A 13,016-nucleotide genomic window follows, 5' to 3' on the forward strand; every position below is an offset into this window, starting at 1 on the left:
CGTCCCGCCCGTCCTTTTTGGACGGGCGGGACGCCCATCCCACAAACTTGTGGAAGTTATTTAATTCTCATTCCTAAACAAACAAAGTCCGCCTTCGCGGACTTGAAGAGAAGATTTTTAATTACTAATGACTATTCTTTGCGCTCGATTGCTACAGTCAAATGAGCCACAACTGCCCCTACTGTAGCAAGTACAGCAGCAATTGGAAAGACTACTGAGCCGGCAACGCCGCCTACCAATCCAGCCATCAGCGGAATGTCTGCCAAAGTCCGCCCTTGCGAGTTTTTGATGACAAGGCGGCGGAGTTTTCCTTGCTGAATTAGTTCTTTGACTTTAGCAATTAGGCTGTCGCCGCTAATCTTAAATTCTTCCACTCTGACTTTTTCCTCTGTTACAAATTCTGATGTGAATACATGAGTTTCAACTGTTGGGTTGGCTGAATTCCCGGCCGCTGCTGTTTCGTCTTGTAGAATTGTTACTTGTTGTTCTAGTTGTGAGTTCATTTTGTGTAAGGGCGGGTGAAAACCAGCCGTTTAATTTCTATACTCTTATCTTCGGCGATCGCACTTGGGAATGACAGGCAAGGAAACCCTACAATCGGCATTCGTACTTTCCACCCCCGCCTTTTTACTCAAAACATTATTTTTGCCTGGTTAGATCGGGGCGGATTTATCTCTTCCTAAAGGTAGAGAAGATATGGTTGAAACAACCCGTCTCTAGATACAAGTAAGGTGCGTATTGCCAGCCATGTCAAGGTGGCGGCTGTCTGTTGAATCTTTAAGTTGGACACCAAGCGAACTAAAGTCAGCGAAAATTATTAAAATTAAAACTTTATATTTCTAGAGTGACTTCAAACGTGATTGCTATCTAGGCACAATCAAGCTATGGCTTGCAATGCCAGTTCTCAAAAGCACCGCAGAGATAGCGATCGCACTGGCGAAGTACAATAAAATCAGAAACGCAAACTGAGTAAATCAACGAACATCTGAATCAAGATATTAAGCTTGCAGGTTTAGCTCAATTGCTGGGCATGAGTCAATTTCATTTCAGCCATCTGTTGAAGCAGTTGATAGGCACATCTCCCTAACAATATTCGATCGCGCAACGGGTAAAACGGGAGAAGCAGTTGTTGAAATAAAAAGAGCGATCGATTAAGGAAGCGCGATCGCAGCTATTTGACATAAATAGTTTGAGCAGTAGAGAGAATTTCAAAGGCGGCGAATCCAGTTGGAACTGCGATCGATCGCCCGTTTACTGATTAGATCGACTCGTCTACTTAGCACTGCTTCGAGTTCTTCCTGCATTTGGGCGCGATCGAGTAAACTCCAGTCGGCCGTGGGGGCAAAAGCCACTAGGATATCGATGTCGCTGTCTGCATGAAAGTCGTCACGAAGGATCGAACCAAAGAGCGAGAGTTCGATGATTTGCCACTGTTGGCAGAATTTGGTGATTTGGTCAATTGGTAGGGCGATCGGTTTTCATTCAGCCTCTTTACTTATTGACTAAATATTTTGCTTGAGAATCTTCGTCAAGCAGCATTCGTCGGCTCAAGTTGGACTTTTTTTGCTTCCAATCGATAGCGTTCCTCGTCTGCTTCTAATTTTAGGAGTTCCTGATGATTCTGACAGTAATGAATCGCCTCATAGATAGCAGACAGGGGTAAATCCCAATTTTTGGCAGCTTGTTCGGGTGACATCCCATTGGCAGTCATGTCTCGCCAAATAGTCGATGCCAGTAATTTACGTCCCTTAATGTAAAGTTGTTTGCGCCAAGGATGAGGACGTGCAATTAAATATTGCCAATTCTCGATTTCTGGTGTACTTTGCAGGGATTGAACGATCGCACTTAGCAGGGCAAGGCGATCGCTGACTGATAGTTGGCTGGCTTTTTCTTTAAGCTCTTGCAAGGACATAAAAAAATACTCCAACAAAGGTTGGTATCTAAATTATAGTACATTGGAAGGCGTGGACGATCCAGATTGACATAAACCTTTTGAGCATCAGGATAGAGAAGAACTTCATACATACGATTTGCACAGTTCAGATTCATATTGCTCTCGGTCAAACTTAAATGGTCCTAGACTATATTGCCAATCACGATGAAACTGACCAAAATCTGCCCACTCAACAGTAGATTCATTAAGTGCGATCCTAACCTGCATAAACCAGCACTGAATCACCCCACAAGTGCAACCTAAAACAATCGCTTTCCCAGCCTGTGGATCGTTAGATTGCAACTCAAATCCACAATGCCAAGGCTCGTCGAGCAAGTTTCGTGAGGGCAGCAGAATCCTAGAAGGTGGTAAGTATAAGTAATCTCCCGGTGGAAAATCTGATTCATCAATAGTCTCTCCTGCCGATCGCCGCTCCTGAATCTCTGCTCTAACAAGTGGTTCTTCAACTTGGCGCACTAATTCTATTAGCGGTTGATGGTTGATATGAATCTCAGCTACATCAAGTTTATTGCCTAATGTCCAAGGCAAAGATGTTCGATTAATTCGCACTTCAAAGCGATCGTAATTTGGCATTTTAATATTATCGATATCGCTCATGTTATTAAGGTTGATATCTAGACATATCAAGATACTGTGCAAAGTAAGTTTCTATTTTTTGAGGCTTTAGCTCATTTATTAATAGTGAATTTTCATGAATTAATCCAAACATTTTAGATGTTAAAATTGCGATATATAAACCATCTTCATCTAACTCTCTAACTACATAAATTCTTTCCTCTGACTGAGCGTGTGCTAATAAGTTGTTTGCTGCTAGCAAAGTTTTCGCTGTGACAAAATTCCACTTGTCAATAGTACGTGTAGCAAATGAATTTACTGCTGAGGGACAAATAAGGTAGTCAACTTCATTAAGCCTTAAAAAGGAATCACCATTATCTGCTTCAAACTCATCAATGTCATTGACGATCGCACCAGCTCTTTCTAAAATAGGTTTGAGTTCCTCAAGTGCATAGGCGTAAACACATTCGGATAAGTCTTCTCTGCTAAGGAAGCAAAGACTGTATTGAGGATGCGGAGCGTCTAACCACAATAAGCCTTCGTTGATATATACTCCATCGCTTTCTGTCACCGTATCTAAAGAATCGTATTGGTATTTTCCATCGAACACCCAAGGTGAGGATGTTTGGATTGAAAGCCTCTCCAATATTTCGATCGTTTCCGATTCTTCATATCGATAGAATCCTAGCTGTTTAAGCTGACTCAGTAATTCTTCCATGACTTGCTGTAAATGAATCGGTTTAATATCAAAACAGGAAATTAAATACCGTAAGTTTGAGCGGGAAGAACATAACGAATAACTGCCCCTTCATTCTCAATTTTTATAGCAGATTGCCACAACATTTCTTCAGACCATAAAGGTTCATGGTAGTACAGAGTCTCTAAGGACAAGCAAGACAGATTCTCGTCGAGTATTTCTTCTGACGATAAAGGTTCGCGGTAAGATAAATCGTTAGGAATATCTCCCGACCAAGGAGGCGGCGGCTCGCCTCTAATGTCTCTATAGTCCTGATTGGTGAATTGTTTTTCTCTCCATTTCACTGCTCGATCGCAGTACAAATCTGTTGCGCCGAGAAACTCGCCTTTTTGGGCAAAAATTTCGATAAACCTAGCATTGTTTTCCCAACCATCATCACACAACCCTACAACAAACAAAAAAAATGTGTCTTGTTCAGCAATCGGAATTTTTACGAGAGATAATTCACTAAGAGTCCACTGGGAATACCAGAAGTGACGGTCGAAAGCATCAGTAACAGTTTGAGGGATATTCTGCTGTATTCTCTCAATTTCTATACAATCGAAACCTGAAGAAACAGATATTGCTAACAATTTAAGACGGGCAATTTTTTGATAGATTGGGCAAACGTCAGGGCATTTATTGTGGACTACTGTCTCGTATAAAGAAGTCTCAGCGTTCGCTTCGCAAAACAGCTCGTAAAAATGCCTAACTGCTAGTTTTCTTTCATCTAAATTCATCACTGGAAACCTGAGATGATAATTGAATCGGAATAGAAAATATAAAACAACAATCGCTCAACATTTAGCTCTAACTTAGAGTTAGATCGAAGATGCGGTACAAGACGCAATACGATTCCGAAATAATGCAATTAATACACGCAACACCATGCTACACTAAAGTGAAGTTAGGTAAATGACTTTCTATACTGATGACTATTTTTACTCTGCGATCGATCAAAAAAGACTTCGGCATCAAGGAACTCTTGACAGATGCCAGCTTCAGCCTGGATGAAGGCGATAAAGTCGGACTCATCGGCACAAACGGTTCCGGGAAATCAACGCTGCTGACAATGATTGCGGGTATGGAGTCGATGGTTTACTGATTAAATCGATCGCTCTTGTTGCTGGGCTGACTAACTCGCCCTCACGATTCATAGACTTGACTGCGATGAGCGATCGCCACAACAAATACCTGCACCACTTCATCATCGATCGAGTAAATCACTCTGTAGTCCCCGATTCGGTAGCGATAGTACCCTGCATAATCTCCTTTGAGGGCTTTAATGTTAGGGTGCAACTGAGGAGTTTGTTCTAACTGCTCCAAACATCGGGCAATTTTCTTCGCTAGGGCTTTGTCAGCATTGACATAAACCTTTTGAGCATCAGGATGGAGAACAACTTCATACATCGGAGCGAAGACTTCTCCAGGTTGTGTAATCAGTTTTAGGAGTTGCTTGATTTTGCTTAACTTGCTCTAGCTATCCAGAAATTTCCAAAAGTTCTTGAGTTGCAGCTTCGCTTTGAGCATTGGCTAAGTAAGCCGCAAAATCAGCAAGCACTTGTAATCGTTCTGGTGATAGTTGCTTAAGTAAGTCATTAAGCTGGCGGTGTAACTCTGTCACAGATATCAAATCTGCTGAGGAGCGATCGTTCATTTGGGAATTATCCGTGCTTTTTCCCTCATTTTACCGCAGAGGATTTTGGTTTTTCAATCTCCACTGGCTATCGCGATTTAGCGAAGGTTTACGCATCAAAATCGACTGCTAGATTCTGTATTTCTTCTTCTCAATGTAATCATCAATATTATTCAGCAGATGAGTTATATATTTTACCAATTTATCTTTGTCATCAACTAACTTGCTCCAAAGTATTTGACTCGAAGCATCACAAAACGAAACATTTCCATGTGCCAAATCACATCGAATCTTAACCACAAAATTCAGAATGTCATCTATTTCTCTACTCGCAACTCCTAAATTTCCAAAGAAGCCATACATATCTATGAGTTCTTTGATAGTTTTAGCATCCAAATTTCCCGATATGGGAATATTAGATGGATCTAACAAAACCATCTCATCATCCAAAACCGATTTAATTAATTCCTGAAGATTGTCAGCTACGTTATCCTTTTTGATATATGAGTCTCTGAAACTTTTACTTTTATCGTTCAGCAACCACAATCTCTTTATTTTGGGACTTAAATCTTTATAAGTTAATTGCTCGACTAAAATAACATCATGAATGGCAGTTATACCATTTCTGATAGAAGATTCGACAAGATTGTATAATAGCAGGTAACAATGAGACTGCAAGATTTTTTGAATCTCGCTATCAACAATATATTCACCTGATGGGAAGATGATTGATTTAGAAGATAATGCACCAATTTGTTCAATTTTATCTACTAATTCAAAATATTTCTGGATTTCTGCCACTCGCCTGTTAAAGTCTCTGATGAACTCTTTCATAGGCTGCGACTTAAAAGTTTATTCTTAGCATAGTCAATTCTTGGTTTCATATTCTCAGGCTTATGAGTTTGGTAGCAGACTATTAGAATTAGGAGTTAGATCGAGATTACTGGTGTTGATGCGATAGAAAATATCATTCCTTACTTTTTCATCAGCTTTGTCTGAGAGAATTATCATTCTAAGCGAAGTATATTTAAACTTTCTTTGGCGTGAGGGTGCGAGATCATTAAAATAGGAACCATTTAGAGAATCTAATGTTTGGAGATTACTCAATTGCAACTGATTTGTCATGAAAGCTGCAAGAGTCCTCACCCTCTGAGAGCCATCCACAATTTCTAGTCTTCCAGTTTCATAGATTTCTACGACAATCATGGCAGGAATAGGAACACCAATAATAATGGATTCAATGAATCGAGATTGATGATTAATATCCCATCTCAAGTTTCTGTGAAATTCAGGGATATAAATCTCACCGATCCCTCCACCATCTTGTTCCAGGTATTTATCGACTATGAATTCGATAGTGTATTCTGTAGTATGGTAGTCAATCTTTTGCTTTATTTCGTCAATCTGCTCTTCGGCGATATTGATGATGTCTTGCCTAATTGCTTGAGACATAAGCACCTGCGTCTATATAACAAGGACATAAAAAGATACTCCAACTTTTGTTGGTAAGCTGTTACGCATTTAAACGACTAACGAACCGGGTAAGGTGCGTCAGCTAGAACACTTACGCTTACAAGGGAAACGCTTGTACTGACGCACCCTACAATCGTCCTTTAAATGTCGAACAGCTTATCTATATTATAGTACATTGCGAAGAGTTCTCCACTTTGTATAATCAGTTTTAGGAGTTGCTCGATTTTGCTTAACTCGCTCTAGCAATCCAGAAATTTCCAAAAGTTCTTGAGTTGCAGCTTCGCTTTCAGCATTTGCTAAGTAAGCCGCAAAATCAGCAAGCACCTGTAATCGTTCTGGTGATAGTTGCTTGAGTAAGTCATTAAGCTGGCGGTGTAACTCTGCGGGTGATATCAAATCTGCTGAGGATCGATCGTTCATTTGAGAATTATCCGTGCTTTTTTCCTCATTTTACCGCCTAGGTTTTTTGTTTGTCAATCTCCTCGTCATACCCAATTTAGTGTTTTGTATGAAATAATGTAAAAAAGCGGTTTATTCAGTTGTAATAGTAGTTAACTCACTAGCGATTAGGTAGCTCAATGATGAGCTCGTCAAGGTAAGAAGATACAAAACCTAGGGCTTGCCGGATATCTTCATCCTCTAGTTCTGGAAACTCTTGATCTAGCTCTTCTCGATCGGGATAAGTTGCTAGCAGCTCGATCACTCGACAAACAGTAAGCCGAAGATCGCGAATACATGGTTGCCCGTTCATCCGCTTTGGATTGCTTGTAATACGATCTCTTTTCATTTTGGCCCTCGCAACATCAAGATTAGTTCGGATGAAACCAGATCAAGTGTCCCAGTTAAACTGAAAATCACGCCTTTTTGATAGTCCTACTTCTGATATCATAGAAAAACAAAGCATCTAGTGTGAAATCTATTTGGAACATTCACTTTTTTAGTCTAGATTGTTCCTATAATTGTATTGCAGATGCGTTACAATATATGATATAACCTAAAATACCGCAATTCGCTTATCGATGTCAAAAGTTAGGTAAATAATTTTATATACTCATGACTATTTTTACTCTGCGATCGATCAAAAAAGACTTCGGCATCAAGGAACTCTTGACAGATGCCAGTTTCAGCCTGGATGAAGGCGATAAAGTCGGACTCATCGGCACCAACGGTTCCGGGAAATCAACCCTGCTGAAAATGATTGCCGGTATGGAGTCGATCGACTCTGGCGATCGCTGGGTCAATCCAGGGTCTACAATTGTCTATCTCCCCCAACAGCCGGATTTAGACGAAAATCACACTGTCTTAGAGCAAGTATTTGCTGACAGTGGCGAACAAATGGCTTTAGTGCGAGAATACGAGGAAATTTCCGATCAACTTTCCCACGGCAAAGGCGATACAGACAAGCTGATGGCGCGTCTGTCTGCGGTGTCGGAACGCATTGATGAGGTGGATGCGTGGGACTTGGAAACGAAGGCCAAATTGATTTTGACCAAGTTGGGGATTGAGGATTTTGATGCGAAAATTGCCGACTTGTCGGGCGGCTACCGCAAGCGAATTGCCTTAGCAACGGCTTTGTTGTCCGAGCCCGATGTGTTGCTGATGGATGAACCGACAAACCACTTGGATGCGCTGTCTGTGGAGTGGTTGCAGAACTATTTGAACGGCTATCGCGGTGCTTTGCTGCTGATTACGCACGATCGCTATTTTCTCGATCGCGTTACCAATCGCATCCTAGAGATCGATCGCGGCGACCTTTACAATTATGCTGGCAATTACGCTTATTACTTGGAGAAAAAAGCCTTAGCTGAAGAATCGGCCGCCAGCACAGTTCGCAAACACGCGGGTGTATTGCGGCGCGAATTGGAATGGCTCAAACGCGGGCCGAAGGCGCGGAGTACCAAGCAAAAAGCTCGGATCGATCGCATTAAAGATATGCGAGCCCAGGAGTTCAAAACAGCCAACGGCAAAGTCGAAATTGCCACAGCAGGCCGCCGGATTGGTAAGAAGGTGATTGAGTTACTGCATATCAGTAAAGCTTACGGCGATCGCACTTTAATTAAAGATTTTACCTACAATTTCACGCCCGAAGACCGGATTGGAATTATTGGCTGCAACGGTGCGGGAAAATCCACGCTGATGGATATCATCACCGGACGCATTCAGCCGGATTCGGGTACTGTCGAAATTGGCACAACCATTCATATCGGTTATTTTGACCAGCATTCAGAGGATTTGACGCCGAACGAAGACCAGCGAGTTATTGAATACTTGAAAAGTGTGGCCGAGTTGGTGCAAACGGCGGATGGGGAAATCATTACCGCTTCTCAAATGTTGGAAAAGTTTCTGTTTCCACCGAACCAACAGTATGCACCGATTAACAAACTTTCGGGCGGGGAAAAGCGCCGATTATTTCTGTTGAAAGTGCTGATGAGTGCGCCGAACGTGCTGATTTTGGACGAACCGACAAACGACCTAGACGTGCAGACTTTGGCGGTTTTGGAGGATTATCTCGAAGATTTTAACGGCTGCGTGATTGTGGTGTCCCACGATCGCTATTTTCTCGATCGCACGATCGACATGGTTTTCGCCTTGGAACCGGGTGGCAATTTGCGCTTGTATCCCGGCAATTATTCAGTGTATTTAGACTACAAAAAAGCCGAAGAAGCCAAGGAAATCAAAGAACAAAAAGAAAAAGAAAAACTAACACGCACCGCTGAATCTAACAATTCAAAATCCAAGAGTTCCACTCAAAGCTCCACCAAAGTTTCATTTAATGAGAAGCGGGAATACGAACAATTAGAAAGTCAAATTCCGAAGATGGAAGCTGAGAAACAAGAGATTGAGAAGAGATTGTCTAACAATGCTCCGAGCGGGTTTGCGGAGGTAAAGAAGTTATCGGATCGTTTAGCTCAGTTGACGCAGCAGATCGATCATGCGACTGAGCGCTGGTTGGAATTGGCCGAACGGGTGGGTTAATTTGGGTTGTGCTGTAGAACATCACGAAAAAACAATAATATATTGTAGGGTCTTGTAGGGGCTGGTTTAGCGTAGCTTCTATACTAGAATCGAGTTTACTGTGGCAAAACCCGCCCTCCCCACGTGATGTTTATTTGTACCCACTTACTTAAAGTTAAGTATGCTAATTTCTTTGGTCATTCAATAGCTATGTGCAATATCTTTTTTTCTCCGGAAGTTATAGTTTTATTAAAAAGCTTACTGGAAAATGTAAGTTGAGCTGTGAATTTTTTAAATGCGGTGTTGTAAAAACTACCAAGAATAAAAGATATGAATGTACTGGGTGCTATGGGAGAACAAACAGGTATTCTACAATTTTTAAATTGTCCCAAAGTTAGATGGGATTTCGGGTGATCTAATTCCTGATGGTTGTCTGGATCGTAATCAAATCTAATTGGTACTGGCAATATATTTTTTGCTATTATGTCTGCATATATTTCGTCATTTTCATAAATCTCCGGATCATTCTGAAAGTTTTCCAAAAATGGTGATGGAAAGAAGGCTAATCTATGTGAAATAAAACTAGAATTTTTATAAGTATACATCAACTGGATTAACGCACCATCAATCATTTTGATATTATAGTTGTCATTTCTATCTAATTCCTCATACATCTCTTTGTAATCAACATTTTTTAATACTATTGAGAGATCCTGCATTCCAGAATATGCGATTTTATAACTACCTTTACCAGTCTGTGTAGATGAAGGAAAATTTTGTTTATCCGATAAACCAATTAATATTAATTTTTGAGTGATTTCCTTAATTTCTTTGAAAATCTCTTGATGGCTAGTCATTAAACTTATTCATAAATTAGATTTTACTTGATGCAGAATAAAAGTTTGAGATTTTTGTCTGGAGATGTTAAAGATTCTCAAAGCTTGTCTTTTAGTTTATTTACTAACTCTTGGGGTAAGTCTTTTTTTTGGATTTCACCTTTCTCAAGAGCTTCAATTAAATCTATTATTAGACTACTACGTGACTTAGCCATAAGACCGCCTCCCTGTAGCTTTATCTCTCTATTAATAAGGTTCATTTCTTTGCGCTCTTCTTCTGTAGGATAAGTGAATTCAAGAACAAACTTTTTTTCCCTAATTTTATTAAATTCTTCTACTAAACCTCTCATATTTTCACCATAACCTAATACTCTTAGCCAAGCTTTGCTTCTTGTCATCGCAGTAAATAAGATATTCCTTTTTATGGCAAGTTCATAACCTGAAAAGCATTCTTGAGCATTGATCACATATATCATTGCAGCTTCATTTCCTTTAGCTCTATTGATACTCGTAAAAGTGATCGTTTCTTCACGAAAAAAATCATCTGGTGAAGTTGTTACTCCAGCAAGGTTAGAGTTAATCCGCTTTTCAAATAGTAAAGCTCTAGCGTCTCCAACAGCCTCTCTAGTTGTAAGTGGATTAGAGTGGATAACCATTATGTCGTCACCTTTCAATTCATCTTCCTTAAGATTCTTTTCGATTTCATTTATTAGCCATTCTATTTGTGTTTTGTTGCTGTCAAAAGATTTTAACATAATTAAGTCTTCAATATCTGAATGAGATTCCAGGAACTTAGGACTGGTATTGTTAGTCCTAGAAAGCTTAACAAATTTTCCATCTTCCAGGCTTCCTGCCTCTACTTCATAACCAATATCTCTCCATAATCCAGCATTTTCAAACATCTGGATTAATCCTTCATTTCTATATATACCAAAACCTAAAGCGTGTGCAGAAGTTAGGATGGGACGAGAATTTCTATAGCATTTTTCTAAAATAATGTCTTGTTTCGATTCCCCTGCTTTGTTCTGAAGTTGAACACGTGGTTTACCGTGAACATCTGTTCCAAAGATGACTTCCGGTGATTCCATTGTCTTTTTATTTAGATTTTGAAGCTCATCATAAGCATAAACCATTCTTTTTGGCTCTTTCAAAATTTCATAGCAAAGTCGCAAGAAATGTTTAGAAAAATCCTGGGCTTCATCAATAAGTATAGCATCATAATACCGCTGATAATTTTTAATTTTATTAAGAGCTTCCTCACAAACTCTATCAAACTCTTGACCATATTTAGCCATCGTTTTTGCTGAATTTAAATCTCGATATTCAATATTATGTCTTTTGCAAAATTCATAATAAATTCCTTCTATTGAAGGACTTCCCCAAGCATGAATTATTTTGACTTTTTCCCAATCTGGCTCTTCACTTTTATGCTCAATAGTAAAAGTATTAATAAGCTGCTTAAACTGACCTTTCAACGAACGGGTATTAAAAGTTACAGCAATATGCCAATCGGGGTGTTTTGCGTGTAGATATGCAGTTTTAAGAGCTAGAACTATGGTTTTACCCGAACCAGCAAGACCTCTAATTCTCTGGACACCTTCGACTGTTTCAATTACTGCTGCACTTTGATTTCTGTCTAAGTTGGCGATTGATTCTTCTAGTTTATAGAGCTTTGCTCCCCTGGAGTTTTCTTGCTTAACATAGCTGCGCTGATTTCTTTTTCTTATGGAAGTCATAGCTTGTATGACTGAGTTAAGTTCTTCAAAATATTCACTCGATGATGGCCATTCTAGTTTTTCCAAGTAGTTTGTAAGTTCTGAATCACTAATTATGACCGGATATTCATCGTCTAAACGCTCTGGTTTATGACTCCAAGCTGGTGCATATGTTACCACACCAAGTTCTACCATTAATTTTCTTTTGTTCGTGAGAGATTTCTGTTGAAGTAGTTTAGATTGAATTTTATTTATGCTCTCATCTTGTACTTCTTCTATGTTTAGGCTGATATCAGTTCCTTCCACAATGTTAAAAATAACAACACCCTGCTCTCTGGATACCAAAAGAGCATCAATCTGATAGCCCCCCTGAGAGGTTCCGATTATTGGGTATCCTAGATATAAGCTGCCATCGATATCGCTTCTCTTCTCAAAGAACTCAGCTAGCCTTCTAGATGACTCTGGTTTATCTACATCGCCTCGGATAACGTTAACCATGAGATGTTGCCTTACCTAATGTATGTACCTTTATTATGCCTCAATTCGGAGCGATCGTCCAACCTGTATTTTTAATGCGAAAGCCGGAACTCGCCGTTGGGATGCTGCACAAGTTTCGCTAGATATTCCCCTCAGCTTTTATCCTCTGTCAAGCTCCAGCAATGACAATTTTCTTGCTGCGCTGAATCAGGCAAATTTAGAGTTTGCTATTTTCTGCAAAAATTTGACCGCGCGCTCCTAATTATAAGTGAAAGTTATGTTTAAGCTTAAGGATTTTTCTTATTTTCATATTACAAACAATGTTGTAAAAAAATGTAAAAATTTTATTAGGAATGATTCTTATTTAGCCGACGATTTTGCAACGTTTGACAATTTATTACCTAATTGTGATGAAGCTATGGTACTATTAAAGTTATAAAATCTGTAGCTTGTTATTACTGTCAAACAAACTGACTAACAAACTTAAGACGGATAAAAGTCTGAAATCCTTGTCAAAGCTGCAATGCGATCGGAAACAGCGGCAAAAAAACCGCTTTTTTTGCGATCGCCTCAAGTAAAGCTGTGTGTCAAAAACAGCGAAGCCCCGGAGGGTGGGGTTGACAAAAGCACTAGAATATGCAGTAAAAGTCAGGGTAAGCAAATAAGACTGGCAGCAGAA

The 13,016-nt window shown here is 39.9% G+C and carries 16 protein-coding genes and 1 pseudogene; 3 read left to right on the forward strand and 14 right to left on the reverse strand.

Annotated features, from left to right (window positions below; all coding sequences use genetic code 11):
* Nucleotides 1-131 precede the first annotated feature (131 nt).
* Nucleotides 132-503 (reverse strand): DUF4342 domain-containing protein, encoded by a 372-nt coding sequence (locus tag QUB35_RS32545; protein ID WP_333146119.1) that lies wholly within the window; start codon nucleotides 501-503, stop codon nucleotides 132-134.
* A 482-nt stretch (nucleotides 504-985) separates the two neighbouring features.
* Between QUB35_RS32545 and QUB35_RS32550 the strand changes: the two genes are divergently transcribed.
* Nucleotides 986-1,087 carry an AraC family transcriptional regulator gene (locus tag QUB35_RS32550; protein ID WP_333146169.1) on the forward strand — a complete coding sequence of 34 codons (102 nt, stop codon included), beginning with the start codon at nucleotides 986-988 and terminating at the stop codon, nucleotides 1,085-1,087.
* A gap of 121 nt (nucleotides 1,088-1,208) precedes the next feature.
* Here QUB35_RS32550 and QUB35_RS32555 read toward each other — a convergent pair whose 3' ends face one another.
* From QUB35_RS32555 to QUB35_RS32575, 5 genes are all read right to left on the reverse strand, one after another.
* The gene (locus QUB35_RS32555; RefSeq protein ID WP_333146171.1) at nucleotides 1,209-1,472 is read right to left on the reverse strand and encodes a nucleotidyltransferase family protein; all 264 of its coding nucleotides are present in this window, start codon (nucleotides 1,470-1,472) and stop codon (nucleotides 1,209-1,211) included.
* Nucleotides 1,473-1,528: 56 nt separating this feature from the next.
* Nucleotides 1,529-1,912 (reverse strand): hypothetical protein, encoded by a 384-nt coding sequence (locus QUB35_RS32560; RefSeq protein WP_333146121.1) that lies wholly within the window; start codon nucleotides 1,910-1,912, stop codon nucleotides 1,529-1,531.
* Between the two features lie 105 nt (nucleotides 1,913-2,017).
* Nucleotides 2,018-2,551, reverse strand: a complete 534-nt coding sequence (locus QUB35_RS32565) for a hypothetical protein (protein ID WP_333146123.1) — start codon at nucleotides 2,549-2,551, stop codon at nucleotides 2,018-2,020.
* A gap of 4 nt (nucleotides 2,552-2,555) precedes the next feature.
* Nucleotides 2,556-3,227, reverse strand: a complete 672-nt coding sequence (locus QUB35_RS32570; protein ID WP_333146125.1) for a hypothetical protein — start codon at nucleotides 3,225-3,227, stop codon at nucleotides 2,556-2,558.
* Between the two features lie 41 nt (nucleotides 3,228-3,268).
* Nucleotides 3,269-3,985, reverse strand: coding sequence for a hypothetical protein (locus QUB35_RS32575; protein ID WP_333146127.1), 717 nt, complete (start codon nucleotides 3,983-3,985; stop codon nucleotides 3,269-3,271).
* A gap of 191 nt (nucleotides 3,986-4,176) precedes the next feature.
* On the opposite strand from QUB35_RS32575, the pseudogene QUB35_RS32580 reads away from it, so the two are divergent.
* Nucleotides 4,177-4,335, forward strand: a pseudogene (locus tag QUB35_RS32580) (ATP-binding cassette domain-containing protein); the annotation flags it as partial.
* Nucleotides 4,336-4,391: 56 nt separating this feature from the next.
* Here the strand turns inward: QUB35_RS32580 and QUB35_RS32585 are convergent.
* The 6 genes from QUB35_RS32585 to QUB35_RS32610 form a co-directional block, all read right to left on the reverse strand.
* The gene (locus tag QUB35_RS32585) at nucleotides 4,392-4,655 is read right to left on the reverse strand and encodes a type II toxin-antitoxin system RelE/ParE family toxin (RefSeq protein WP_333146131.1); all 264 of its coding nucleotides are present in this window, start codon (nucleotides 4,653-4,655) and stop codon (nucleotides 4,392-4,394) included.
* Between the two features lie 70 nt (nucleotides 4,656-4,725).
* Complete coding sequence (locus QUB35_RS32590) at nucleotides 4,726-4,902, reverse strand: hypothetical protein (protein ID WP_333146134.1); 177 nt, start codon at nucleotides 4,900-4,902, stop codon at nucleotides 4,726-4,728.
* A gap of 108 nt (nucleotides 4,903-5,010) precedes the next feature.
* Nucleotides 5,011-5,715: an MAE_28990/MAE_18760 family HEPN-like nuclease gene (locus QUB35_RS32595; protein ID WP_333146135.1), complete on the reverse strand. Its 705-nt coding sequence runs from the start codon at nucleotides 5,713-5,715 to the stop codon at nucleotides 5,011-5,013.
* Nucleotides 5,716-5,775: 60 nt separating this feature from the next.
* Nucleotides 5,776-6,333, reverse strand: a complete 558-nt coding sequence (locus tag QUB35_RS32600; protein ID WP_333028054.1) for a DUF262 domain-containing protein — start codon at nucleotides 6,331-6,333, stop codon at nucleotides 5,776-5,778.
* 186 nt (nucleotides 6,334-6,519) lie between these two features.
* Nucleotides 6,520-6,774, reverse strand: coding sequence for a hypothetical protein (locus QUB35_RS32605; protein WP_333146138.1), 255 nt, complete (start codon nucleotides 6,772-6,774; stop codon nucleotides 6,520-6,522).
* Nucleotides 6,775-6,913: 139 nt separating this feature from the next.
* Nucleotides 6,914-7,141, reverse strand: coding sequence for a DUF433 domain-containing protein (locus tag QUB35_RS32610; protein ID WP_333146140.1), 228 nt, complete (start codon nucleotides 7,139-7,141; stop codon nucleotides 6,914-6,916).
* Between the two features lie 266 nt (nucleotides 7,142-7,407).
* On the opposite strand from QUB35_RS32610, the gene QUB35_RS32615 reads away from it, so the two are divergent.
* Complete coding sequence (locus tag QUB35_RS32615) at nucleotides 7,408-9,330, forward strand: ABC-F family ATP-binding cassette domain-containing protein (RefSeq protein WP_333146142.1); 1,923 nt, start codon at nucleotides 7,408-7,410, stop codon at nucleotides 9,328-9,330.
* A 176-nt stretch (nucleotides 9,331-9,506) separates the two neighbouring features.
* Here the strand turns inward: QUB35_RS32615 and QUB35_RS32620 are convergent, their stop codons facing one another.
* Entirely contained in the window at nucleotides 9,507-10,166 is a 660-nt protein-coding gene (locus QUB35_RS32620) for a DUF2290 domain-containing protein (protein ID WP_333146143.1), read from the reverse strand.
* 77 nt (nucleotides 10,167-10,243) lie between these two features.
* Entirely contained in the window at nucleotides 10,244-12,358 is a 2,115-nt protein-coding gene (locus QUB35_RS32625) for an ATP-binding domain-containing protein (RefSeq protein ID WP_333146145.1), read from the reverse strand.
* Nucleotides 12,359-13,016: the final 658 nt, after the last annotated feature.

Origin of the sequence: Microcoleus sp. B13-B6 (assembly GCF_036705405.1) — a bacterium.
Taxonomy (GTDB): domain Bacteria; phylum Cyanobacteriota; class Cyanobacteriia; order Cyanobacteriales; family Microcoleaceae; genus Microcoleus.

Coding starts and splice junctions, on each gene's coding strand:
- QUB35_RS32545 (WP_333146119.1), bottom strand. CDS start 503: ATGAACTCACAACTAGAACAACAAGTAACAATTCTACAAGACGAAACA.
- QUB35_RS32560 (WP_333146121.1), bottom strand. CDS start 1,912: ATGTCCTTGCAAGAGCTTAAAGAAAAAGCCAGCCAACTATCAGTCAGC.
- QUB35_RS32565 (WP_333146123.1), bottom strand. CDS start 2,551: ATGAGCGATATCGATAATATTAAAATGCCAAATTACGATCGCTTTGAA.
- QUB35_RS32570 (WP_333146125.1), bottom strand. CDS start 3,227: ATGGAAGAATTACTGAGTCAGCTTAAACAGCTAGGATTCTATCGATAT.
- QUB35_RS32575 (WP_333146127.1), bottom strand. CDS start 3,985: ATGAATTTAGATGAAAGAAAACTAGCAGTTAGGCATTTTTACGAGCTG.
- QUB35_RS32585 (WP_333146131.1), bottom strand. CDS start 4,655: ATGTATGAAGTTGTTCTCCATCCTGATGCTCAAAAGGTTTATGTCAAT.
- QUB35_RS32590 (WP_333146134.1), bottom strand. CDS start 4,902: ATGAACGATCGCTCCTCAGCAGATTTGATATCTGTGACAGAGTTACAC.
- QUB35_RS32595 (WP_333146135.1), bottom strand. CDS start 5,715: ATGAAAGAGTTCATCAGAGACTTTAACAGGCGAGTGGCAGAAATCCAG.
- QUB35_RS32600 (WP_333028054.1), bottom strand. CDS start 6,333: ATGTCTCAAGCAATTAGGCAAGACATCATCAATATCGCCGAAGAGCAG.
- QUB35_RS32605 (WP_333146138.1), bottom strand. CDS start 6,774: ATGAACGATCGATCCTCAGCAGATTTGATATCACCCGCAGAGTTACAC.
- QUB35_RS32610 (WP_333146140.1), bottom strand. CDS start 7,141: ATGAAAAGAGATCGTATTACAAGCAATCCAAAGCGGATGAACGGGCAA.
- QUB35_RS32615 (WP_333146142.1), top strand. CDS start 7,408: ATGACTATTTTTACTCTGCGATCGATCAAAAAAGACTTCGGCATCAAG.
- QUB35_RS32620 (WP_333146143.1), bottom strand. CDS start 10,166: ATGACTAGCCATCAAGAGATTTTCAAAGAAATTAAGGAAATCACTCAA.
- QUB35_RS32625 (WP_333146145.1), bottom strand. CDS start 12,358: ATGGTTAACGTTATCCGAGGCGATGTAGATAAACCAGAGTCATCTAGA.